This is a genomic window from Pseudomonas sp. H26/SER47-MNA-CIBAN-0231, assembly GCF_040310465.1.
GTDB classification, from domain to species: Bacteria; Pseudomonadota; Gammaproteobacteria; order Pseudomonadales; family Pseudomonadaceae; genus Aquipseudomonas; species Aquipseudomonas atacamensis.
In genome coordinates this window covers 194,305-216,589 of the sequence record NZ_JBEOPW010000004.1, presented here as the reverse complement: position 1 = coordinate 216,589, position 22,285 = coordinate 194,305, and the positions used below count along the sequence as shown (strand labels likewise).

Genomic DNA, 22,285 nt, shown 5'->3' with positions numbered 1-22,285 from the left:
GGCCGGCGCGAACAGCGCGCCCGGCCATCTCGGCCCATGCTATCGTGCCCGCCCGTCCTGCCGACCTTTGATCCAGCATGCTGCCGACTTCCCGTACCCTGCGTCTGTCGTTGTATTCCCTGCTGATCATTGCCGGCACGGTCATTGCCGCGACGCTCGCCATGCGCCACGCCGAGCGTCAGGCGCTGGAAGAAGACGCGGCCCGCGCCAATCAGCAACTGGGGTTGTACGCCAACTCCTTGCACACCCTGATCGACCGCTATCGCGCCCTGCCCGCCGTGCTGGCGCTGGACCCGCAATTGCGTTCGGCCCTGGCCGGACCGGTCGATGCTGCGCAGCAAGCGGCATTGAATGTGAAGCTGGAAAAGATCAACGGTGCGGCGCAGTCCTCGACCCTTGAACTGCTGGATCGTACAGGCCTGGCCGTGGCCGCCAGCAACTGGCGCTTGCCCAGCAGTTACGTTGGCCACAATTACGGCTTCCGTCCCTACTTCAGCCAGACCCGCACCCAAGGCACCGGGCGTTTTTACGCAGTGGGCGTGACCAGCGGCATTCCCGGCTATTTCCTTTCCAGCGCCGTACTTGGCGACAACGACGAGTTTCTCGGCGCGATGGTGGTCAAGCTGGAATTTCCCGAACTGGAACGTGAATGGAGCCAGGGCAGCGACACGCTGCTGGTCAGCGATGCACGCGGGATCATCTTTATCGCCAATCAGCCGGGCTGGCGTTATCGCGCCTTGCGGCCGTTGAGCGCCGATGATCTGGCTGAGATCAAAACCACGCGTCAGTACGACAAGCAATCGCTGCTGCCGCTGACCCATTTGCCGCTACGGCGCTTCGATGACAACAGCGATCTGCGCCGGGTCGAAGGTCCACAAGGCACGGCGGATTATTTGTGGGAATCGCTGCCGCTGACGACCGAAGGCTGGACCCTGCATCTGCTGCGCCGCCCGCAAGTGGCCTTCGAGGACTTGCGCAACGCTGCGCTGGCCGCCGCCGGTGTGTGGCTGGCGCTGGTGTTCTTGTTGCTGTTTCTCAATCAGCGCTGGCGGCTGGCCAAGGTCCGTCAGCGCAATCGTGAAGAGCTTGAGCGTTTGGTCGAGGAGCGCACCCGCGACTTGCGCACCGCGCAGGAAGGTTTGGTGCAGTCGGCCAAACTCGCCGCGCTGGGGCAGATGTCCGCCGCGCTGGCCCACGAAATCAATCAACCGCTGACCGCCCAGCGCATGCAGCTGGCCACCCTGCGCCTGCTGCTCGAACATGGCCGCGTCGATGACGCCTACAAGGCGCTGAAACCGGTGGACGACATGCTCACGCGCATGGCTGCCCTCACCGGCCACCTCAAGACCTTCGCCCGCAAGAGTCCGAGCGGTTTGCGCGAACGTCTGGATCTGGCGACGGTGGTCGATCAGTCGCTGCAACTGCTCGATGCGCGGCTGCGTGACGAACAAGTCAGCCTGGTGTTGCATCTGACCCGTCCGGCGTGGGTGCGCGGTGATGCGATTCGTCTGGAACAGGTGCTGATCAACCTGCTGCGCAACGCGCTGGATGCGATGCAGGGTAAAGCCTGCAAGCGCCTGGAAATCCGTCTGGAGGCCGATGAGCAATTGTGGCGGCTCAGCGTCAGCGACAACGGCGGCGGCATTGCCGAGGAACACCTGGGCCAGGTGTTCGATCCCTTCTTTACCACCAAACCGGTGGGTGATGGTCTCGGCCTGGGGCTGGCAGTATCCTTCGCCATCGTGCATGAATCCGGCGGGCGCCTGAGCGTCGAGAATGGCGACCACGGCGCGGTGTTCAGCCTGACCCTGCCAATCGATCTGGAGGCACACATCTGATGCTCAATTCGGTGATGGTGGTCGACGACGAAAGCAGCATTCGCGACGCCGTTGAACAGTGGCTGAGCCTGTCGGGGTTTCAGGTGCAATTGTTCAGCCGTGCCGAAGAATGCCTCGCCGCGCTCCCGGAACATTTTGCCGGGGTGATCCTCAGCGACGTGCGCATGCCCGGCATGGACGGCTTGCAATTGCTCGCCGAAGTGCAACAGCGCGACAGCGATCTGCCGGTGATTCTGCTCACCGGCCATGGCGACGTGCCGATGGCGGTCGAGGCGATGCGCGATGGCGCCTACGACTTTCTGGAAAAACCGTTCAGCCCGGAAACCCTGCTCGGCAGCCTGCGCCGGGCGCTGGACAAACGCCGCCTGGTCCTGGAAAACCGCGCCCTGCACGAACTGGCCGACAACCGCGCAAAGCTCGATGCGACGCTGCTCGGCGTGTCCCGCGGCTTGCAGACATTGCGTCGGCAGGTGCTGGATCTGGCGACGTTGCCGGTCAACGTGCTGATCCGGGGCGAAACCGGCAGCGGCAAGGAACTGGTCGCGCGTTGCCTGCATGATTTCGGCCCGCGCGCCGGTAAGCCCTTTGTAGCGCTCAATTGCGCGGCGATCCCGGAGCAACTGTTCGAGGCCGAGCTGTTCGGCCATGAGAGCGGCGCGTTTACCGGCGCCTCGGGCAAACGTATCGGCAAGCTGGAATATGCCGATGGCGGCACGCTGTTTCTCGACGAGATCGAGAGCATGCCGCTGGCCCAGCAGGTGAAATTGCTGCGGGTCTTGCAGGAGCAAAAGCTTGAACGGCTGGGTTCGAACCAGAGCATTCGCGTTGATTTGCGCATTGTCGCGGCGACCAAACCGGATCTGCTCGATGAAGCCCGCGCCGGGCGTTTTCGTGAGGACCTGGCGTATCGCCTCAACGTTGCAGAACTGCGCTTGCCGCCGCTGCGCGATCGCCGCGAAGACATTCCGTTGCTGTTCGAGACCTTCGCGCAGAATGCCGCTCAGCGTCTGGGCCGGACCTTTCCGCCGTTGACCGGTGCGCAGCTCAGTCACCTGCTCAGCCATGACTGGCCGGGCAATGTGCGCGAACTGGCCAACGTCGCCGAGCGTCAGGTATTGGGGCTCGATGAACCGGTCGCCGGAATCGATCCGGGGCAATCGCTGGCGGCGCAGCAGGAAGCGTTCGAAGCGCAATGTCTGCGCGCGGCGTTGACCCGGCACAAAGGTGATGTCAAAGCCGTGCTCGAAGAACTGCAACTGCCGCGCCGCACGTTCAATGAAAAGATGCAGCGGCATGGGTTGAGTCGGGAGATATTTGTTCAAGGCAGCTGACTTTTCATTGTTTGATCGGGCCTCTTCGCGGGCAAGCCCGCTCCCACAATGGTCGGTGGAGGTCACAAATTCAGGGTTCAGCACAAAACCCTGTGGGAGCGGGCTTGCCCGCGAAGGAGCCAGCACAGGCAACAATGGCCGATCAACCTAATGAGCAATTTTCCGCTCACCACAATCCAGCCATAAGCGGATTTCCGCTCATCCTTTCCCGCCACCCCCTCTAAACCGGCCCCTCACCCCTTGGCACACCTCCTGCTATAGCCCTGGCAGGCTGCGTTCCGACGCGCTCCACAAAAACAATTAAACGAAGGATCCTTCAATGGATAACTCCAACGCCCTGCCCCTTGGGTCGGCTGCCGTGCCGGCCAAACCGAGAACCACCGCCAGCCGGATCAAATCGATCTTCAGCGGCTCTGTCGGCAACATGGTCGAGTGGTACGACTGGTATGTGTACGCCGCCTTCTCCCTGTACTTCGCGAAAACCTTCTTCCCCGCCGGCTCCACCACCGCGCAACTGATGAACACCGCTGCGATCTTCGCCGTGGGCTTCCTGATGCGTCCGATAGGTGGCTGGCTGATGGGCATGTACGCCGACAAGGTCGGGCGCAAGAAAGCGCTGATGGCCTCGGTGTACCTGATGTGCTTCGGCTCGCTGCTGATCGCCCTGAGCCCGAACTATGAAACCATCGGCATCGGCGCGCCGATCCTCTTGGTGTTCGCCCGCCTGCTGCAAGGCCTGTCGGTCGGCGGCGAGTACGGCACCTCGGCGACTTATCTGTCCGAGATGGCGACCAAGGAACGTCGCGGCTTCTTCTCCAGCTTCCAGTACGTGACCCTGATCTCCGGCCAGCTCATCGCCCTCGGCGTGTTGATCGTGCTGCAAAACATGCTGACCACCGAACAGCTCTACGCGTGGGGCTGGCGTATCCCGTTCGCCATCGGTGCGCTGTGTGCGGTCGTGGCGCTGTACCTGCGTCGCGGCATGGAAGAAACCGAATCGTTCACCAAGAAAGAGAAGTCCAAGGAAAGCGCGATGCGCACCTTGATGCGCCACCCAAAAGAGCTGTTGACCGTGGTCGGCCTGACCATGGGCGGCACCCTGGCGTTCTACACCTACACCACCTACATGCAGAAATACCTGGTGAACACGGTCGGCATGAGCATCTCCGACTCGACCACCATTTCCGCCGCCACGCTGTTCCTGTTCATGTGTCTGCAACCGATCATCGGTGGCCTGTCGGACAAGATCGGCCGGCGTCCGATCCTGATCGCGTTCGGCGTGCTCGGTACGATTTTCACCGTGCCGATCCTGATGACCCTGCACACCATCCAGACATGGTGGGGCGCGTTCTTCCTGATCATGGCGGCGTTGATCATCGTCAGCGGCTACACCTCGATCAATGCGGTGGTCAAAGCCGAATTGTTCCCGACCGAAATCCGCGCCCTGGGCGTTGGCCTGCCGTACGCGTTGACCGTGTCGATCTTCGGCGGCACTGCCGAATACATCGCGCTGTGGTTCAAGAGCATCGGCATGGAAACCGGTTACTACTGGTACGTCACGGCGTGCATTGCCGTGTCGCTGCTGGTGTACATCACCATGAAAGACACCCAGAAGCATTCGCGGATCGTCACTGATTGAAAGGGCTACTTCGCTGGCAGGCCACAAAATCTGTGTCCTGCCACGAATCCTACGGGGTCTCGCGTCTGGCTGGAAATATGCGCCGGGTCCTTGCACTATGACTGCATCCGAATGCAGCTCAGGAATCCGCTCCCCATGCCCGATGACATCCATTTCTACGAACCCGCCAACGGCCACGGCCTGCCTCACGATCCGTTCAACGCCATCGTCGGCCCGCGCCCCATCGGCTGGATTTCCTCCCAGGATGCCGAAGGCCGGCTCAATCTCGCGCCATACAGTTTCTTCAACGCCTTCAACTACGTGCCGCCGATCATTGGTTTTTCCAGTGTCGGGCGCAAAGACAGTCTGAAGAACATCGAGCAGACCGGGGAGTTCGTCTGGAACCTCGCCACGCGCCCGTTGGCCGAGCAGATGAACCAGAGCTGCGCGATGGTCGCGCCTGAGGTCAATGAGTTTGAACTGGCAGGGCTGACCACCGTGGCGTCAAAGGTGATTTCGGTGCCACGGGTCGCCGAGAGTCCAGTGTCCTTCGAGTGCAAGGTCACGCAGATCATCCAGCTGCAACGCGCCGATGGCGAAACCGTGCCGAGCTGGCTGATCCTCGGCGAGGTGGTCGCGGTGCACATCGCCAAATGGCTGCTGAAGGATGGCATCTACGACACCGCCGCCGCACAACCGATTTTGCGCGGCGGCGGGCCGGCGGATTATTTCCAGCTGGGGCCTGAGGCGCTGTTCAAAATGTGGCGCCCGGGCGCACAGAAGTAATTACCAGATCAGCTCGGCGTCGTCAGTGACGCCCTTGAGCTTGTCCAGCTCGTTGATGGCTGCGTCATCGGCAGCAATGGCGCCGGGGAACACTTGCTCATTGAGCAACTTGTGAAAGCGTGGGGCGCCGCCATCGACCAGGGCCTTTACCGCGATCGCCGCGTAATAACCCTTGTTGCCGCCCAGCTCGACGGGGACGACTGCGGAGACTGCTTCGAAGCGCTCAAACTCTTTACGTGCCATGTCGCGGATCCTGGCTCAATCAAATAAGCCGGACATTAAACCCTCAACCGGCAAGTTTGTGTATCGGCGCGGCGCATTGACCGAGGGCCTGCGCGGCGGAAACGTCCCTGAAGGTGTGGAAGTCGAGGCTGTTGACCACCAGGTCCTGCACCAGCTCGGCGAAGACTTCCATTGACGGACTGTTGAAATACGTCGTCATCATCTGTTGGCTGCTCCAGTAGCCGCTGACCAGCCACAGGTCGGCGTCGCACTGCGAGTGTTGCAGGGAAAAACTCAGGCAGCCGGGCGCCGCGCGCGAGACCTCGATCAACGCGCTCAGGCGCACGCCGAGTTCCGCCGAACGCCCGGCCTGGGCACGAACGAAGGCCATATGACTGACAGGCATTTGCTTGGACATGATCAACCCTCCATGAAATCGCGTGGCAGCCGGGGGACGGGCTGCGACTGAAGCAAAGATTAAGGGCCGGGCCGGCTGCGCCGTTAGTCGATTCCTGCCTTCGCGTTGCACAATCCTGCGAGACTGCGCAGACGACCTGTAACAACCTGTAAACCCGCGCAACACGTCTGTCATACGCGTTTTGTGTAGTAGCTGCCGAAGGCTGCGATCTTTGGCTTTTGCCTTGAAGATCAACGATCGCAGCCTTCGGCAGCTCCTACGGAATCGACTGGCGGGAGACCTGCGCGCACCTGCGGGCAGAATCAGGCAAGCATTTGGCAGAATGTGTCTACCGCTGCTGCTTGCACAAACATATGCTCTGCTGCATTCCCCCCTCACTTGCCGAGGATGCCGTGCATGACGTCATTCGATCGTTTTCAAGCCGAACCCAGCGCCGATATGGAAAAGCAGCGCGCGGAGCTGGCGGCGATCATCCGCCGCAACACCAGCGACGATGGCAGCTACCAGACTGCCATCGGCTCACTGGTGATGTCGCGTCACACCCAGTCCCATGACTTTGCCCCGGTACTCGCGCAGCCGGCGCTGTGCATCATGGCGCAGGGGCGCAAAGAGGTCCGCCTGGCCGACGAGTTCTTCAACTACGACCCGCTGAATTATCTGGTGGTATCGGTTTCGATGCCGCTCAGCGGCCGCGTGGTCAATGTCTCGCCAGAGGAACCGATCCTCGCCGTGCGCCTGGATATCGATCCGACCGAAATCACCGCGCTGATCGCCGACGCCGGCCCGATGGGCGTGCCGACGCGGCCGACCGGGCGTGGTCTGTACGTGGAAAAAATCGACAGCGCCATGCTCGACGCGGTGCTGCGTCTGGCCCGGCTGCTCGACGCGCCGAAAGACATCGCCATGCTCGCGCCGCTGATTCGCCGGGAGATTCTCTATCGCCTGCTGCGTAGTCCGCAGGGTCATCGTTTGTATGAGATTGCGATTGCCAACAGCCAGAGCCATCGCATCAGCCAGGCCATCAAATGGCTCAACGGCAACTTCGAGCAACCGCTGCGCATCGATGATCTGGCGCGGGAAGTGAACCTCAGCGTGTCGACGTTGCATCACCGTTTCAAGGCGATGACCGCGATGAGTCCGTTGCAGTACCAGAAGCAATTGCGCCTGCAAGAGGCGCGGCGGCTGATGTTGACCGAAGGCCTGGAAGCTTCGGCGGCGGGGTATCGGGTGGGCTATGAAAGTCCGTCGCAGTTCAGCCGCGAGTACAGCCGCCTGTTTGGCGCGCCGCCGTTGCGGGATCTGGCGCGGTTGCGGCTGTCGGTGTAACTCCATAGAGGCCCCTCACCCTAGCCCTCTCCCAGAGGGATAGGGAACCGATTGGGGGATATTGGAGAGGTTCAGCGACTTGCGATATCGGTGCTGAATCCGGAATCAGCCAAGCCAGGCCAACCCGGCGTTGGGTTGATGACCTTCAAATCCTAATCGACTCGGTTTTTCAGGTCGACGGAGAACGCAAGACATCTCGGTCAGCTCCCTCTCCCCCCGGGAGAGGGCTGGGGTGAGGGCAGGCTTCTACACCGCGCGCACGACGTGCTTGATCTCCAAAAACGCCGCCAACCCCCAAGGCCCCAGTTCGCGGCCGACACTGCTCTGCTTGTAACCGCCCCATGCCGCCTGCGGGAAAATCACCTGCGGGGCATTGATCCACACCAGCCCTGCCTGCAAGGCATTGGCCACGCGATCCGCCGTTGCAGCATCTCGCGTCACCACACTCGCGACCAGGCCGAACTGCGTGTCGTTGGCCAGCGCAATCGCTTCGCTCTCACTGGCGAAACCGCGCACACACACCACCGGCCCGAAAATCTCTTCACGCCATAACGCGCTGTCCAGCGGCACGTCGGTGAACACCGTCGGTTGCAAAAAATAACCGCGCGGCAAATGCGCCGGACGATTGCCGCCGCACACCAACCTCGCCCCGGCGCTCAAACCGCGATCAATATGCCCAAGCACCCGCTGGTACTGCGCCTGATTGACCAGCGCGCCCATCTCCACGTCCGGATCGAACGGATCGGCCACTCGAATCGCCTCCGCACGTTTTTGCAGGCGCTGAAGAAATTCGTCCATCAATGCCTCGGCCACCAGCACGCGACTGGTGGCCGAGCACATCTGCCCGGCGTTGAAAAACGCCCCACCACAGGCCAGTTCCACCGCCAGCTCCAAATCGGCATCCGCCAGCACCAGCAACGACGATTTGCCACCCAACTCCAGGCTCACACACTTCACGGTTTCGGCAGCGCGTTGCATCACCTGCACGCCAACCGCATTGCTGCCGGTGAAGGAAATCCTGGCGATGCGTGGATCCGCCGACAACGGCGCGCCTACCGCCAGACCAGTGCCGCAGACCAGATTGAACACGCCGTCGGGCAAGCCGGATGCAGCGATGATCGCGGCCAGTTCCAGCTCCGGCAACGGCGTCACTTCAGAAGGTTTCAGCACCACGCAGCAACCGGCGGCGAGCGCTGGCGCCAGTTTCCAAGCGGTGGTGACCATGGGGAAATTCCACGGCACGATCAGCCCGACCACACCGCATGGCTCACGACGCAGGCGTGCGCTGAAGTCATCGCTGGGCAGCGGCACGTTGCTGTCCTGCCCGGCGTCGAGGCCTTCGGCGAGTTCGGCGTAATAGTCGAAAGTGGCGATCACGTCATCGACATCGATGGCCGCTTCGAACTGCGGTTTACCGTTATTACTCGACTGCAGATTCATCAAGTGATCGCGACCGTTGCGCACGCCGTTGGCAATGTTGCGCAGGATCGCAGCGCGTTCGGCGCCGGTGGTTGTCGACCAGTGTTTGAACGCCTCGGTCGCCGCGCTGATCGCCTGGTCGACGGCGTGGTCGTCACCGCCATTGACGGTGGTCAGCAGCGCTTCGGTAGCGGGATTGATCACCCGCAGATGTTCGCGGCCTGACGACCATTGACCATTGATGTAGAGGCCGTCGAGTGTGGTTGGAAAGCTGATCATTGGGCCACCGCCTGCATCCACTGGTTCTGGTCGATTTCAATCAGCGTCGGGCCTTGCCGGTCCGTCGCTTTACGCAGCGCTGCGCGCAATTCGTCGATATTGCTGATGGCTTGCGCGGCGCAACCGAGGCCCTTGGCCACGGCAACGAAATCCGGGGTGTAGATGTCCACGCCAACCGGTTCGATGGCGCGGTTGACCATGTACTTTTTGATCTCCTCGTAACCCTGGTTATTCCACAGCAACACGATCACCGGCACCCGTGCTTCAACGGCGCTGGCCAGTTCCGGCAGGGTGAACTGCAAGCCGCCGTCGCCGATCAGGCACACTACTGGCGGGCGCGCGCCGTTATCGAGTTGCCCACCGAGCCACGCGCCAATCGCCGCCGGCAACGCATAGCCGAGGGTGCCGTAACCGGTGGATGCGTTGAACCAGCGACGCGGACGCTGGGGGTTGAAAGTGAGGTTGCCGGTGTATACCGGTTGCGTGGAATCGCCGACGAACACCGCGTCAGGCAGCTCGTGCAACACGGTTTCGAGGAAACGCGTCTGCGCCAGCGTCGGCGCATCCCAGCTCGCCGCCAATTCATCACGCAGACGCGCGGCGCGAACCTGGCCCCAATCATTACGGCGCTCGGCCAGCGGCTTTTGCGTCAGCGTGCTGAGCAAGGCTTGCGCGGCGTTGCGCGAATCAGCGACCAGTGCGACGTGCGGCGGGTAGTTGCGCACGGTCTGATCGGCATCGATGTCGATGCGCAGCAGCTTGCCGGGAATCTCGAAGCCGCCGGCGAAGGTCACGTCGTAATCGGTCTCGGCCAGCTCCGTGCCGATCGCCAGCACCACGTCGGCTTCAGCGACCAGTGCGCGAGTGGCGACCAGGCTTTGCGTCGAACCGATCAACAACGGATGGCTGGTCGGCAGCATGCCTTTGGCGTTGATGGTCAGCGCCACTGGAGCGTCGAGCAGTTCGGCGAGTCGGGTCAGCTCCGGCGCCGCGTCGATAGCACCGCCGCCAGCAAGAATCAGTGGACGTTGCGCGCTGGCCAGCATTTTGCTCATGCGGCTCACGGCAGCCGGTGCGGCGCCGGCGCGATCGATATTCACCGGCAGGCTGGCGAGCAATTCATCGGCCTCTTCCACCAGCACGTCCAACGGAATTTCGATGTGCACCGGTCGTGGTCGTCCGGCCTGAAACAAGGCAAACGCACGTGCCAGCACCGCCGGCAATTCGGCAGCCGACATCAGCGTGTGCGAGAACGCTGCGACGCCGCCGACCAGTGCGCTCTGGTTCGGCAGCTCATGCAACTTGCCGCGCCCACCGCCCAACTGACTGCGCGACTGCACGCTGGAGATCACCAGCATCGGAATCGAATCGGCGTAAGCCTGGCCCATGGCCGTGGTGATATTGGTCATGCCCGGGCCGGTAATGATGAAACACACACCGGGTTTGCCGCTGGTACGCGCATAGCCGTCAGCCATGAACCCGGCGCCCTGTTCATGACGAGGCGTGACGTGGTTGATGCTTGAGCGGGCAAGGCCTCGGTACAGCTCAACGGTATGCACACCGGGAATGCCGAACACCTGCTCGACCCCGTAATTTTCCAACAGCCTGACCAGTACTTCGCCGCACGTTGCCATGTTGATTGCCCTTTCATTCACTGAACACTCCCTGTGGGAGCGAGCCTGCTCGCGAATAAGCGGTCCAGCCAACATCCGTGTCGAACCTTGAACCGTCTTCGCGAGCAGGCTCGCTCCCACAGGGTCCGTGGAGTGCCCATTGGAACGGTGCGCAACTGGCAGCAACAATCGATTAAAAGTCATACTAGCCATGTCCCCACGTCATACCTCGGATCGCCATGAAACGCCTGCCACCCCTGCCCGCTCTGCATACGTTCTGGATCACCGCGCAATGCTGCAATTTCACTCGCGCCGCCGAGCAGTTGCACATCACTCAGGGCGCGGTGAGCCGGCAGATCGCCGGGCTGGAAGAACAGCTCGGTTATCCGCTGTTCATCCGTCTGGCCCGAGGTCTGGCGCTGACGGCTGAAGGCCGCGAATGGCTGCCACAAGTGGAGAAGGTCTTCGGGCTGATCAGTGAAGCGACCGAGCAGATCGGGCTCAAACACCAGACGTTGCAACTCAAGGCCCCAAGCTGCGTGATGCGCTGGCTGCTGCCGCGTCTGCTGCAATGGCAGAAGGAACGCCCGGACGTGCCGGTGAAACTGACGGCCTCGCTGCAACACGGTGTGGATTTCCAGCGCGAGCAATTCGACGCCGCCGTGATCTACGGTCCGCCGCCGGACAATTCGCCAGGCGCACTGCATCTGTTCGACGAGCAACTGACACCGGTCTGCTCACCGCAACTGCTCAAAGGTTCGCCGGCGCTGAATTCACCGCAGGATTTGCAAGAGCATCTGTTATTGCACCCGACCCACGACATTCAGGACTGGTCGGTGTGGCTCGACGCGGCGGGATTGCGATTGGGCAACCTTGGCAGCGGGCAGCATTTCGAAACGCTGGATCAGGCGATGTCGATGGCCTCGCACGGGACCGGGGTGGCGATCGGAGACTGGTCGCTGATTGGCGATGATCTGAACGCAGGACGGCTGGTGATGCCGTTTGCGTTGAAGGTGAAGACGGGGTTGGCATATTACGTGGTGGTGCCTGCCGCAGCCGAACCCTCGCCGCAACTTGAGGAGCTGATGCTCTGGCTGGTTGAGCAGGCTCATTTGCGCTGAAGCCTCTCCCCTCACCCTAGCCCTCTCCCCAGGGAGAGGGAACTGATTGGGGATACTCAAGAGATTCATCGACCTGACACAGCCACGCCGAATCCACAATCGACACGGTCGTTCAGGTCAATGTGTGACGCAAGACAACTCGGTCGGCTCCCTCTCTCCAGGGAGAGGGAACTGATTGGGGATACTCAAGAAATTCATCGACCTGACACAGCCACGCCGAATCCATAATCGACACGGCCGTTCAGGTCAATGCGTGACCCAAGACAACTCGGTCGGCTCCCTCTCCCCCGGGAGAGGGCTGGGGTGAGGGGAAAAGGCTTGACTCAATACCCGATTGTATAGCGCTGCCGCAAATGCTTCGGCGTTTCCACTTCGTCAATCAGCGCAATCGCGTAATCGGCAAAGGTGATCCAGCTGCGTCCTTCGGCACTGACCAACAGATGATCCTTGCCGACGCGATACTGGCCGCTGCGTTCACCCTCGACAAACTCCGCCGACGGCGACAAAAAGGTCCAGTCCAGTTCCTGCTCCTGACGCAACGCATCAAGAAACTCAGCACCTGCGCTCGCCTCGGCTTTGTATTCGGCCGGGAAACCGGCACTGTCGATCACCCGCGTGTCATCCGGCAGCAACAGCGAACCGGCGCCGCCGACCACCAGCAAGCGCTTCACGCCCGCCTGTTTTACCGGTCCGACAATCGCCGAGGCCGGGACGGTGGCGAAATGCGCTGCGCTGATCACCACGTCGTGACCGGCCACCGCCGCTTGCAGCGCCGCCGAATCCAGCACGTCGAGGCTCTTGCTGACGACACCGGCGCGATCACCGACCTTTGAGGTATCGCGGGCAATGGCGGTGATGCTGTGGCCGCGACGCAGGGCTTCTTCCAGCAGTTGGCTACCGGCACGGCCGGTGGCACCAATGATTGCGATCTTGCTCATGACATTCTCCAGTTGGCTTGAAAATGCTGCGTGTTCAGGTTCGGCTTACCACTGCATCTCGCCCTTGGCGACTTTCGCGCTGAGCTCCAGCGAGCTTTCCTCGCCCAGCTGCGGGTAGCGTTTTTTCATCGCTGCGATCAGTGCAGCAGAGTCTTTGGCCTTGGCGGTTTCGGCATCGAAGGCCTTGATGTAATCGGCAGTGAATTTCACGCTGGCCAGCGAGCGGCTGCTGTCACCCAGAAAATGGCCGGGCACCACGGTTTGCGGTTTCAGGCTTTCGATAGTGTGCAGGGTGTGCAGCCAGTCGGCGTGGGATTGCGCGGTCTGGGTGTCGGCCATCCACACATGAATGTTCTCGGCGACCACCACGCCCCCGACCACCGCTTTCAGCGACGGGATCCATACGAAGCTGCGATCCGGTTGCTTGCCGTCGAGGCCGATCACCTGCAATTGCTTGCCTTCGAGGGTCAGGCTGTCGCCCTTGAGCACGTCCGGGACGATGGTTTTCGCCGGCACGTCGGCGCCCATTTTCGGCCCCCAGTACGCCAGCTTGCCGTCGACGGTGTGCTTGATGTGATCGACGGTCGGCTGCGAAGCCAGCACTTTTGCCTGCGGAAATGCTTTGGTCAGGGTGTCGAGGCCGAAGTAGTAATCCGGGTCACCGTGGCTGATGTAGATGGTGGTCAACTGTTTGCCACTGGCGCGGATCTTCTCCACCACCTGTTCGGCCTGGGATTTGCCGAATTGCGCATCGACCAGAATCGCTTCTTTCTCACCGCTGACCAGCACCGAGCTGACCGGGAAAATCGCCTGGGTGCCCGGGTTGTAGACATCGAGGCTCAGCTCGGCAGCGGATGCATGGGCGGCAAAGCCGAAAAATGCTGCGGCGAGCAGAACGCGTTTGAAGGGGGTGAAGCCGATCATTTGTTGCTCCGGATTACGAATGCCAGTCTGGCGATGCAACAGAGCTTAGTTGCCAGACTCAGTACAAAAAATGCGATGCTTGGACATAGTTTGTTTCTGAAAGCGGGCAAATCATGGATCGGCTTCAAGCAATGCGGGTATTCGTCACGGTGGTGGACCTGGGCAGCCAGTCGGCGGCGGCCGATCACCTCGACCTGTCGCGGCCAGTGGTGTCGCGCTATCTGGCGGAGCTGGAAGACTGGGTCGGTGCGCGGCTGATGCACCGCACCACGCGCAAATTGAGCCTGACCGCCGCCGGCAGTGAAATCCTCCCGCGCTGCCGGCAGATGATCGACCTGTCGCACGACATGCAGGCCGCCGTCAGCGAACCCGATGACGCGCCGCGCGGACTGCTGCGGATCAGCGTCAGCACCTCGTTTGGCCAGGCGCAACTGGCCGATGCGATGGCGGCATACGTCAGGCTTTACCCCGGCGTGAGCATCGATCTGCAGATGCTCGACCGCACGGTGAATCTGGTCGATGAACGCATCGATCTGGCGATTCGCACCAGCAATGATCTTGATCCGAATCTGATCGCCCGGCGCCTGACCGTGTGCCGCTCGGTGGTCTGCGCAGCGCCGGCTTACCTGCTTGAGCATCCGGCGCCGCAAACGGTTGAGGATTTGAGCCGACATAACTGCCTGACCCATTCCTATTTCGGCAAGAGCCTGTGGCATTTCGAGGAGGATGGCGAACCGGTTTCGGTACCGGTGCAGGGCAATATCAGCGCCAACGAGGCCAGCACCCTTCTGCGCGCAACCCTGGCCGGCGCGGGCGTGGCGATGCTGCCGACCTACCAGGCTGGCGTGCATATTCACAGCGGCGAACTGCTGCGTTTGCTGCCACATGTCGAACCGCGCCAGATGAATATCTACGCGGTGTACGCCTCACGCAAACACATGCCGGCGGCACTGCGCAGCATGCTCGACTTTCTGGTTGAGCGCTTTCCCGAGGCCCCGGCCTGGGATGCCGGCCTGTAAACCCGCTCCGACATGGGCATCAATCACCTGAATGGCCGGCTAAATCCTCAAGCGCACTCGCTGGCAAGTGCGCGCCGCTGACCTATGCTCAAAGTAATACCGCAAGGTAGACGTTCAGAGGTCGAACACCATGAACATCAAAACAAAAAGATACGCCGCCATCTTCATCACCTGCGCCGCCACGCTGGCGCTGTACGGCACCGCTGCCTGGCGGGTCGAGCAGTTGCGCCAGCTGCCGCGCGAGTATGCGAGCTGCAACTATGAGCGGTGTATTCCGCACAATGCCACGCTGAACGCATTGCGCTGATAGACCTGCGCTGGAATGCAACCCTGTGGGAGCGAGCTTGCTCGCGAAAGCGGTGGGTCAGTCAGCCTGTTTGTTGGATGACGCTCCGCCTTCGCGAGCAAGCTCGCTCCCACAGGTGTTGGGTGGTGCTTTTAAGGTTGTTGCTCGGCCTTCAAGCGGTCGCGGAATGCCTTTGGCGAAATTCCCACCCGGCGGCGGAACAGGCGCGTGAAATTGGTCGGATCGGAAAACCCCAACAGCTCCGACATCTCGTAAATCGTCATGCTGGTGTAGGTCAGCAGGCGCTTGGCTTCCAGCAACTGACGCTCGTGCATGATCTGCAACGCCGGTTGCCCGGCCAGTTCACGGCAGGTGCCGTTGAGGTGCGACACGGAGATGCCCAGGCGATGGGCGAGGTCTTCGACCTTGACGTGCTGGCGGTAAGTCTCTTCCACCAACTGAATGAAACCGTTGAGGTATTCGCGCTGGCGTTGCGGCCGTTGGCTGGCCTTGTGGCGGACGATCGCCTGACGGCTGACCCAGACCATGATCACACTGACCAGCGAATGCATGAGCATTTCCCGCGCCGGTTGATGGCCGTTGTACTCGGCCTGCAACGCTGAAAACAGGCTGTTGAGATAATCGCCATCCTTGCCGGCCGGGTAGTTTTCCGCCCGAGCCAACGCGTGTACCGAATCGCCCAGTTGCGCCTGCAAATGCTTGATCAGCGGCGTGGCCAAGGTAACGATGAAGCCTTCAACATCCTCGGAAAAACGAAACCCGTGCACCGACAACGGTGGCAGCACCTGAATCGCTGGCGTCTCGAGTTGCGTGCGCTGGCCTTCGATTTCGAGCTCTGCCTGACCTTTGAAAACGAACAGCAGCTGGCACAGATCCGCATGGCGGTGAGGTTTGATTTCCCATTGATGTTCGCGACTGCGCGAGGAAATGGTTTCACAGTGCAGCAAGTCCGGGGTCGGCCAGTCCAGGCTTTCACCATAGAGCTTGAACACCGGAATAGAAGGCAGGGCAGGCTTGTTCATACTTCAATCCAGGCCTCTGGTTTTTGGGCGATAATCGCACCGATTGGCAGAATGTACAGGTATCGGCTCAGTTTTCACCTTCAATTGACAGACCCGCAAGGGAAAAATGCAAGCACTCGATCCATAAAATCATTCACCGGTTGTTGCTGCGTGAAGCTTGCGAGTCATAAAAACAATGAAAATCCTGAAAACCCAAGTCGCCATTATCGGCGCCGGTCCTTCCGGACTGCTTCTCGGCCAGTTGCTGCACAACGCTGGCATCGACACCCTGATCCTCGAACGCCAGACGCCCGATTACATTCTTGGACGCATCCGCGCCGGTGTGCTTGAACAAGGCATGGTAGAGCTGCTGCGTGAGGCCGGCGTCGGTCAGCGAATGGATGCCGAAGGTCTGGTTCATGGCGGCTTCGATCTGGCGCTGGACGGGCGCCAGGTGCACATCGACCTGCACGCGCTGACCGGCGGCAAAACAGTAATGGTCTACGGCCAGACCGAGGTCACCCGCGACCTGATGGCCGCTCGTCGGGAGGCCGGCGCGCCAACAATTTATCAAGCGAGCAATGCCGTTCCCCACGGCATGAAAAGCGACGAAGCTTTTGTCACCTTCGAAAAGGACGGTGAAAGCTGGCGCGTCGATTGCGATTACATCGCCGGTTGCGATGGTTTCCATGGCGTCGCGCGGCAGTCGATTCCGGCCGATTGCCTGAAGATTTTCGAGCGGGTCTACCCGTTCGGCTGGCTGGGCATTCTCGCCGACACACCGCCGGTCCACGACGAATTGGTCTACGCCCGCCACGAACGCGGCTTCGCCTTGTGCAGCATGCGTTCGGCCACGCGCACCCGCTATTACCTGCAAGTGCCGGCGGATGAAAACGTCGATGACTGGAGCGATCAGCGTTTCTGGGATGAGCTGAAAAAACGCCTGCCGGATGCCCTCGCGGAAAAACTGGTGACCGGTCCTTCGATCGAAAAAAGCATCGCGCCGCTGCGCAGTTTTGTCGTCGAGCCAATGCAGTACGGGCGCATGTTTCTCGTCGGCGACGCTGCCCATATCGTCCCGCCCACTGGCGCCAAGGGCTTGAACCTGGCCGCCAGCGATGTCAGCACGTTGTTCAATATTCTGCTGAAGGTCTATCGCGAAGGCCGTACCGATCTGCTGGAAAAATACTCGGAGATCTGCCTGCGCCGAGTATGGAAAGCCGAGCGGTTTTCCTGGTGGATGACGTCGATGCTGCATCGCTTCGACGAGCACGATGAGTTCAGCCAGCGCATCAGCGCTTCGGAACTGGACTACTTTGTCAGCTCGCAAGCCGGGCAAAAAACCATTGCAGAAAATTACGTCGGACTTCCGTACGAGGCTATCGAATAGCCTGCTATCGACTTACACTGGCGAGCACTTACCCGCTCGCCTTGTCCATGCGGGTCAATCACTGCCCGCAGGTTTTCCGTGACCACTCTCAATCAGCCTGAAACGCCCAAACCGGCCATTCGCAGCGTGCTGGTCGCCTTGATGATGGCGATCTTCCTCGGTGCGCTGGACCAGACCATCGTCGCCGTGTCGATGCCGGCGATCTCCGCTCAATTCAAGGACGTCAGCCTGCTGGCCTGGGTGATTTCCGGTTACATGGTGGCGATGACCGTGGCGGTGCCGATCTACGGCAAGCTCGGCGACCTGTACGGGCGGCGCAAACTGATGCTGTTCGGTATGGGCCTGTTCACCCTTGCCTCGCTGTTCTGCGGCATGGCGCAGAGCATGGAACAACTGGTGCTGGCGCGGATCCTTCAGGGCATCGGCGCCGGCGGCATGATCTCGGTGAGTCAGGCGATCATCGGCGACATCGTCCCGCCGCGTGAACGCGGCCGCTATCAGGGTTACTTCAGCAGCATGTACGCCGTGGCCAGCGTCGCCGGTCCGGTGCTCGGCGGCTACATGACCGAATACCTGTCGTGGCGCTGGGTGTTTCTGATCAACCTGCCGCTGGGCCTCGGCGCCTGGTGGGTGGCTCGGCGCAATCTGCGCGGCTTGCCGATTCCGCAGCGCAAACCGGTGATCGATTATCTCGGCACGGTGCTGATGATCATCGGCCTGACCGCGTTGCTGCTCGGCATCACCGAAGTCGGCCAGGGTCATTCATGGCGCAGCAGCGAAGTGCTCGGCCTGTTCGCTTGTGCCGTGGTGGTATTGGCGCTGTTCGTCTGGCATGAGCGCCGGGCGCGGGAGCCGTTGCTGCCGATGCACCTGTTCGCCAACCGCAATGCCCTGTTGTGCTGGTGCACGATTTTCTTCACCAGTTTCCAGGCCATTTCGCTGATCGTGCTGATGCCGCTGCGCTTTCAAAGCGTCACCGGCGCTGGCGCCGACAGCGCGGCGTTGCACTTGCTGCCACTGGCGATGGGCTTGCCGATCGGCGCCTATTTCGCCGGCCGCCGCACCTCGATCACCGGACGCTACAAACCGCAGATTCTCACCGGGGCGATCCTCATGCCGATCTCGATTCTCGGCATGGCCTTCAGTCCGCCACAAGCAACGCTGCTCAGCGGTCTGTTCATGTTGCTCAGCGGCATCGCTGGCGGCATGCAGTTCCCGACCTCACTGGTCGGCACGCAAAACTCGGTGGAACAACGCGACATCGGCGTCGCCACCAGCACCACCAACCTGTTCCGCTCACTGGGCGGTGCGGTGGGCGTGGCGCTGATGTCGGCGCTGCTGCTGGCGTTGCTGCACGATTCCAGCTTCGCCCATCTGGCAAACAGTTCGCTGATCAGCGAGGGGCATTCGGGCAACGTTCTGCTCGATGGCCTGAACGCAGCCCCCGGCGAAGCGCAGAACGCTTTGCGCGCGGAGCTGCTGGTGACCTTCCGCCACTTGCTCTGGGTCAGCACGGCAGTGTCGTTGCTGGGGCTGGCAGCGGCGATTGCCATGCCGAACAACCTGCTGCGCGGGCGGGAGCACGGCGCGAAATGAGCCTTTTGCGCTGATCGTTCCCACGCTCTGCGTGGGAATGCCTCAACGGACGCTCTGCGTTCGGCCTTGGATGGGACGCAGAGCGTCCCGGGCTGCATTCCCGCGCGGAGCGTGGGAACGATCATCGCGCGCTCAAGGGCTGTAGTAACCCACCGCGACGAGGAAGTGCCCGACCTTTTTCAGGTACGCATGCTTGTCCTCGATCTTGCCGGTCACCGGGTTTTTCCAGCGGTATTCATATTCGCCTTCATCCTGCTTGCCGATCAGCGCCAGAATCGGCTCACCCACCGGTTTGCCTTCCGGATCCTTGACCTTGCCAAAATCAGTGTTGATCAAGCGTAGATTGGTGCCGTGGGCGACATACCGCTGGTTGTTCAGATCGACCACGAAGACATACAGGTCATCCTGCAAGTAACCGCCCTTGAGTGAGTTGATCGCGGTCAGCGTGCCCTTCTCGTTCCTGGTCAGATCCGTCGCGGCTTTGTCCAGCAAGGCCCTGGCCTGCTCAGCCGAAGCCCGTGGCAAGTAGTAACCCACCGCGAGAATGCGCTGCCCGACGCGCTGATAGAACACATGCTTGCGCTCGACCTTGCCGTCGGCCCAGTTCTGCCAGCGGTATTCGGCCTGCTGGATGCCGTTGCCTTCCGGCACTTTCAGCGCATCCTTGAACGCCTTCTGCAGATCCGGCCCGAGCACTTCGCTGACATCGCGGCCGATCAGCGCCGATGACGGCCCGCCACTGGCAAGCATGACGCCTTTGGTGTCGAGGACGAACACGTAGCGATCCTTGTCGACGAACTCACCCTGGCGGCTGAACGCGGCGAACGCCTTGTCGCCATTGTCGTGGTAGTAGGCCAAGGCTTTTTCCAGCAGGGCGATGGCGGCCTGACTGTCATCCTTGGCGGCAGTGGCGGCGCTGGCCTGGCCGAAGCCGGCCAACAACATCAGGCCGAGCCAGGCCACTTTATGCAAAAACCCCATAGCGCATCCCTCGTTCTTTTTGGTGTTTCAAGAGCGTAGACGGCTTGCGGTCATGTAGAGATATTCAGAGCGTTTCTGAACATTGCGCCGTGAAGCTGGCAAGCAACGCTCGCCAGCCTCGCTCAGCGCTTACGGGCGGGAATTGATCTGCTGCTGGAGATTCTGGATCTGCGCCTGCAAGGTATTCAGGTTGCGGGTCATCTGCGCGCGGAATGCATCGAACTCGGCAGTATTGCCGCCACCCTGTGGCGCTGCCGGGCGGTTGTCCTGCTGACTTTTCAGCACGACGATGTCCTGCTCCAGACGATCGATCGCCGCGCTCGGATTGCCCTGTTTCTTCAGCGCGGCGATATCCGCGCCGAGGCTTTTGAATTGGGCATCGAAAGCTTTCAACTGCGCATCGACCTTGCTGGTATCGGCCGGGGTGCTTTTGATGGTCGCCAGCTCGGCGCTCAAGGCTTTGACCTGAGCCTGCAACTGCGTATTGGCGTTCTGTTGTTCGGTGGTCTGCGCGGTCATCTGCGCCAGACGCTTGTCCAGTTCGCTGGCCTGCCCGGCCACGCCTTGCTGCTGCTTGCTCTGGTCGAGCAGCTTGCCTTCGAGTTGCTTGATTTGCAGCTTCAGCGCTTCGCTGTCGCTGCTGACGTTGCTCTGGCTGGCGACGACCTTGCCGGAAATATCCTGCAGGCGCCCTGCCGCTTCTTCGCTGATGCGGGCGAAGCTTTCCTGGGTGGCGACCAGTTGCTGCTCCATCAGCGAGATCTGCTGGAAGCTCCACCAGGCCAGACCGATGAAGGCAAAAAACAACGCGCCGACCAGCGCCCACAGCGGCCCGGTGCTGGCGGCCTTGACCTTGACCACTGGCGCGCTGCGCGAATGCACGGAAGTGCGGGGGCCGGGTGCGATGTCATCGTCATCGAACGGGTCGGCGCGCAGGCTTGGCACGTTGTCGAAATCGTCGTCGTGGGCATCGTTTCGCATGGACATTGAGGCAACCTTTGGCAAACGCGGTGATGGCTAAATGCTGCGAAGTATAACCGCCGCAGCCGCAGGCATTGACCCTCAACCCGCAAGGCGGTTCATTGCCGCCCGGCCGAATCGTTTCAACGGATGTCCTGGGCTTTCCACCACGCGCAGAACTCATCGAGGGCCGCCCACAGGCTGACTTTCGGATCGTAGTCGAGATAATGCCGGGCGCGGCTGATGTCGAGGGTGAAGTTTTTTTTCATGACCTGCATGCCCAGGCGCGACAGGGTCGGCTCAGGGCGTCCCGGCCAGAGCATGCACGCGCCTTCGTTGAGCGCCGCGACGCTGTACGCGAGACCGTAGGAGCGATATTTGCGCACCTGATCGACGTCCATCCGCCGCATCACGTAATTGACCACATCCCACAGCGGCACCGGCGAACCGTTGCTGATGTTGTAGGCCTTGCCCAGCGCCGAACCTTGCGCCAACAGGCTGCTGAGCATGGCTTCGTTGAGATTTTGCACGCTGGTGAAATCGACCTTGTTCAAGCCGTCGCCGATGATCGCCAGCCGGCCCTTGCGCTGCATCTTCAGCAGGCGCGGGAAGATGCTCATGTCGCCGGCACCGGTGACGAAACGCGGGCGCAGGGCGATGGTTTCCAGACCGAATTCCTGGGCACCGAAGACTTTCTGCTCGGCCAGATATTTGGTCGCGGCGTAGGGATGCTTGAAGCGTTTGGGCACTTGCTCTTCGGTCAGACCGAGATGGTCGCGGCCATCGAAATAGATCGACGGCGACGACAGATGCACCAGCCGCCGCACCCGCTGCTTGAGGCACGCTTCGACGACGTTTTCGGTGACTTCGACGTTGCCCTGATGAAAGTCCTGATAACGCCCCCACACGCCAACCGCACCGGCGCAATGCACCACGGCTTCGACGTCACGGCACAGGTCGTGCACCAGATCGGCGTCGGTCAGATCGCCCGGCACGAACTCGGCACCGCGGCGCACCAGATGCTCGACGCTCTCGGCCCGGCGACCGTTGACCCGCACTTCAAGGCCCTGCTCCAGGGCGAAACGCGCAAAGCGCCCGCCAATAAAGCCGCTGGCGCCGGTAACCAAAATCTTCATCAAAAACTCCAGGGAAGCAGCTGCAAGCTTCGAGCTTTCAGCTGCAAGTTGAAACGGTACGT

The 22,285-nt window shown here is 61.4% G+C and carries 20 protein-coding genes; 10 read left to right on the top strand and 10 right to left on the bottom strand.

What is annotated here, in order from left to right:
* The first annotated feature begins 77 nt into the window (after window positions 1-77).
* From AAEZ10_RS08510 to AAEZ10_RS08495, 4 genes are all read left to right on the top strand, one after another.
* Window positions 78-1,838, top strand: a complete 1,761-nt coding sequence (locus AAEZ10_RS08510) for a sensor histidine kinase (RefSeq protein WP_125917718.1) — start codon at window positions 78-80, stop codon at window positions 1,836-1,838.
* Window positions 1,838-3,169 carry a two-component system response regulator MifR gene (gene mifR, locus AAEZ10_RS08505; RefSeq protein WP_350568768.1) on the top strand — a complete coding sequence of 444 codons (1,332 nt, stop codon included), beginning with the start codon at window positions 1,838-1,840 and terminating at the stop codon, window positions 3,167-3,169. Before AAEZ10_RS08510 ends, mifR begins: the two co-directional genes overlap by 1 nt.
* Window positions 3,170-3,488: 319 nt before the next feature.
* Window positions 3,489-4,808, top strand: a complete 1,320-nt coding sequence (locus tag AAEZ10_RS08500) for an MFS transporter (protein WP_024014128.1) — start codon at window positions 3,489-3,491, stop codon at window positions 4,806-4,808.
* A gap of 135 nt (window positions 4,809-4,943) precedes the next feature.
* Window positions 4,944-5,573: a flavin reductase family protein gene (locus tag AAEZ10_RS08495; RefSeq protein WP_073471923.1), complete on the top strand. Its 630-nt coding sequence runs from the start codon at window positions 4,944-4,946 to the stop codon at window positions 5,571-5,573.
* Here AAEZ10_RS08495 and AAEZ10_RS08490 read toward each other — a convergent pair whose 3' ends face one another.
* Window positions 5,574-5,816, bottom strand: coding sequence for a hypothetical protein (locus AAEZ10_RS08490; RefSeq protein ID WP_041479831.1), 243 nt, complete (start codon window positions 5,814-5,816; stop codon window positions 5,574-5,576). It lies immediately after the preceding gene.
* Between the two features lie 43 nt (window positions 5,817-5,859).
* Window positions 5,860-6,213 carry a putative quinol monooxygenase gene (locus AAEZ10_RS08485; RefSeq protein WP_122746747.1) on the bottom strand — a complete coding sequence of 118 codons (354 nt, stop codon included), beginning with the start codon at window positions 6,211-6,213 and terminating at the stop codon, window positions 5,860-5,862.
* Between the two features lie 396 nt (window positions 6,214-6,609).
* On the opposite strand from AAEZ10_RS08485, the gene AAEZ10_RS08480 reads away from it, so the two are divergent.
* Window positions 6,610-7,539, top strand: coding sequence for an AraC family transcriptional regulator (locus AAEZ10_RS08480; protein ID WP_016773445.1), 930 nt, complete (start codon window positions 6,610-6,612; stop codon window positions 7,537-7,539).
* A gap of 246 nt (window positions 7,540-7,785) precedes the next feature.
* Here AAEZ10_RS08480 and AAEZ10_RS08475 read toward each other — a convergent pair whose 3' ends face one another.
* Together AAEZ10_RS08475 and AAEZ10_RS08470 are read right to left on the bottom strand one after the other, a co-directional pair.
* Complete coding sequence (locus AAEZ10_RS08475) at window positions 7,786-9,234, bottom strand: aldehyde dehydrogenase family protein (RefSeq protein ID WP_350568911.1); 1,449 nt, start codon at window positions 9,232-9,234, stop codon at window positions 7,786-7,788.
* Complete coding sequence (locus AAEZ10_RS08470) at window positions 9,234-10,871, bottom strand: 5-guanidino-2-oxopentanoate decarboxylase (RefSeq protein ID WP_350568764.1); 1,638 nt, start codon at window positions 10,869-10,871, stop codon at window positions 9,234-9,236. The genes AAEZ10_RS08475 and AAEZ10_RS08470 overlap by 1 nt, the downstream gene beginning before the upstream one ends.
* Window positions 10,872-11,089: 218 nt before the next feature.
* On the opposite strand from AAEZ10_RS08470, the gene AAEZ10_RS08465 reads away from it, so the two are divergent.
* Complete coding sequence (locus AAEZ10_RS08465) at window positions 11,090-11,971, top strand: LysR substrate-binding domain-containing protein (protein WP_350568762.1); 882 nt, start codon at window positions 11,090-11,092, stop codon at window positions 11,969-11,971.
* Between the two features lie 323 nt (window positions 11,972-12,294).
* Here AAEZ10_RS08465 and AAEZ10_RS08460 read toward each other — a convergent pair whose 3' ends face one another.
* A complete protein-coding gene (locus AAEZ10_RS08460) occupies window positions 12,295-12,909 on the bottom strand; it encodes an NAD(P)-dependent oxidoreductase (RefSeq protein WP_350568760.1) in 615 nt (204 codons plus the stop codon).
* Window positions 12,910-12,954: 45 nt separating this feature from the next.
* Entirely contained in the window at window positions 12,955-13,833 is an 879-nt protein-coding gene (locus AAEZ10_RS08455) for an MBL fold metallo-hydrolase (protein WP_071173407.1), read from the bottom strand.
* A 113-nt stretch (window positions 13,834-13,946) separates the two neighbouring features.
* On the opposite strand from AAEZ10_RS08455, the gene AAEZ10_RS08450 reads away from it, so the two are divergent.
* Both AAEZ10_RS08450 and AAEZ10_RS08445 read left to right on the top strand, forming a co-directional pair.
* A complete protein-coding gene (locus AAEZ10_RS08450) occupies window positions 13,947-14,852 on the top strand; it encodes a LysR family transcriptional regulator (RefSeq protein ID WP_323167727.1) in 906 nt (301 codons plus the stop codon).
* 130 nt (window positions 14,853-14,982) lie between these two features.
* A complete protein-coding gene (locus AAEZ10_RS08445; protein ID WP_016773438.1) occupies window positions 14,983-15,159 on the top strand; it encodes a hypothetical protein in 177 nt (58 codons plus the stop codon).
* A 131-nt stretch (window positions 15,160-15,290) separates the two neighbouring features.
* Here AAEZ10_RS08445 and AAEZ10_RS08435 read toward each other — a convergent pair whose 3' ends face one another.
* Window positions 15,291-16,181 (bottom strand): helix-turn-helix domain-containing protein, encoded by an 891-nt coding sequence (locus AAEZ10_RS08435; RefSeq protein ID WP_071173409.1) that lies wholly within the window; start codon window positions 16,179-16,181, stop codon window positions 15,291-15,293.
* Between the two features lie 175 nt (window positions 16,182-16,356).
* Here AAEZ10_RS08435 and pobA point away from each other — a divergent pair, with 175 nt between their 5' ends.
* Together pobA and AAEZ10_RS08425 are read left to right on the top strand one after the other, a co-directional pair.
* Window positions 16,357-17,550 carry a 4-hydroxybenzoate 3-monooxygenase gene (gene pobA, locus AAEZ10_RS08430; RefSeq protein ID WP_073471909.1) on the top strand — a complete coding sequence of 398 codons (1,194 nt, stop codon included), beginning with the start codon at window positions 16,357-16,359 and terminating at the stop codon, window positions 17,548-17,550.
* A 78-nt stretch (window positions 17,551-17,628) separates the two neighbouring features.
* The gene (locus tag AAEZ10_RS08425) at window positions 17,629-19,146 is read left to right on the top strand and encodes an MDR family MFS transporter (protein ID WP_071173411.1); all 1,518 of its coding nucleotides are present in this window, start codon (window positions 17,629-17,631) and stop codon (window positions 19,144-19,146) included.
* Between the two features lie 132 nt (window positions 19,147-19,278).
* Here the strand turns inward: AAEZ10_RS08425 and AAEZ10_RS08420 are convergent, their stop codons facing one another.
* From AAEZ10_RS08420 to AAEZ10_RS08410, 3 genes are all read right to left on the bottom strand, one after another.
* Window positions 19,279-20,127 carry a cache domain-containing protein gene (locus AAEZ10_RS08420; protein ID WP_073471904.1) on the bottom strand — a complete coding sequence of 283 codons (849 nt, stop codon included), beginning with the start codon at window positions 20,125-20,127 and terminating at the stop codon, window positions 19,279-19,281.
* A 129-nt stretch (window positions 20,128-20,256) separates the two neighbouring features.
* Window positions 20,257-21,114, bottom strand: coding sequence for an ATPase (locus tag AAEZ10_RS08415; RefSeq protein ID WP_076563987.1), 858 nt, complete (start codon window positions 21,112-21,114; stop codon window positions 20,257-20,259).
* A 116-nt stretch (window positions 21,115-21,230) separates the two neighbouring features.
* Window positions 21,231-22,223: an NAD-dependent epimerase/dehydratase family protein gene (locus AAEZ10_RS08410; RefSeq protein WP_073471899.1), complete on the bottom strand. Its 993-nt coding sequence runs from the start codon at window positions 22,221-22,223 to the stop codon at window positions 21,231-21,233.
* Between the last annotated feature and the right edge of the window lie 62 nt (window positions 22,224-22,285).

Excerpts from the sequence above, each read along its gene's own strand:
- AAEZ10_RS08485 (WP_122746747.1), bottom strand. The coding sequence starts at position 6,213 with ATGTCCAAGCAAATGCCTGTCAGTCATATGGCCTTCGTTCGTGCCCAG.
- pobA (WP_073471909.1), top strand. The coding sequence starts at position 16,357 with ATGAAAATCCTGAAAACCCAAGTCGCCATTATCGGCGCCGGTCCTTCC.
- AAEZ10_RS08510 (WP_125917718.1), top strand. The coding sequence starts at position 78 with ATGCTGCCGACTTCCCGTACCCTGCGTCTGTCGTTGTATTCCCTGCTG.
- AAEZ10_RS08455 (WP_071173407.1), bottom strand. The coding sequence starts at position 13,833 with ATGATCGGCTTCACCCCCTTCAAACGCGTTCTGCTCGCCGCAGCATTT.
- AAEZ10_RS08450 (WP_323167727.1), top strand. The coding sequence starts at position 13,947 with ATGGATCGGCTTCAAGCAATGCGGGTATTCGTCACGGTGGTGGACCTG.
- AAEZ10_RS08415 (WP_076563987.1), bottom strand. The coding sequence starts at position 21,114 with ATGTCCATGCGAAACGATGCCCACGACGACGATTTCGACAACGTGCCA.
- AAEZ10_RS08410 (WP_073471899.1), bottom strand. The coding sequence starts at position 22,223 with ATGAAGATTTTGGTTACCGGCGCCAGCGGCTTTATTGGCGGGCGCTTT.
- AAEZ10_RS08420 (WP_073471904.1), bottom strand. The coding sequence starts at position 20,127 with ATGGGGTTTTTGCATAAAGTGGCCTGGCTCGGCCTGATGTTGTTGGCC.
- AAEZ10_RS08490 (WP_041479831.1), bottom strand. The coding sequence starts at position 5,816 with ATGGCACGTAAAGAGTTTGAGCGCTTCGAAGCAGTCTCCGCAGTCGTC.
- AAEZ10_RS08495 (WP_073471923.1), top strand. The coding sequence starts at position 4,944 with ATGCCCGATGACATCCATTTCTACGAACCCGCCAACGGCCACGGCCTG.
- AAEZ10_RS08500 (WP_024014128.1), top strand. The coding sequence starts at position 3,489 with ATGGATAACTCCAACGCCCTGCCCCTTGGGTCGGCTGCCGTGCCGGCC.
- AAEZ10_RS08460 (WP_350568760.1), bottom strand. The coding sequence starts at position 12,909 with ATGAGCAAGATCGCAATCATTGGTGCCACCGGCCGTGCCGGTAGCCAA.
- AAEZ10_RS08445 (WP_016773438.1), top strand. The coding sequence starts at position 14,983 with ATGAACATCAAAACAAAAAGATACGCCGCCATCTTCATCACCTGCGCC.
- AAEZ10_RS08435 (WP_071173409.1), bottom strand. The coding sequence starts at position 16,181 with ATGAACAAGCCTGCCCTGCCTTCTATTCCGGTGTTCAAGCTCTATGGT.
- AAEZ10_RS08465 (WP_350568762.1), top strand. The coding sequence starts at position 11,090 with ATGAAACGCCTGCCACCCCTGCCCGCTCTGCATACGTTCTGGATCACC.
- AAEZ10_RS08470 (WP_350568764.1), bottom strand. The coding sequence starts at position 10,871 with ATGGCAACGTGCGGCGAAGTACTGGTCAGGCTGTTGGAAAATTACGGG.
- AAEZ10_RS08480 (WP_016773445.1), top strand. The coding sequence starts at position 6,610 with ATGACGTCATTCGATCGTTTTCAAGCCGAACCCAGCGCCGATATGGAA.
- mifR (WP_350568768.1), top strand. The coding sequence starts at position 1,838 with ATGCTCAATTCGGTGATGGTGGTCGACGACGAAAGCAGCATTCGCGAC.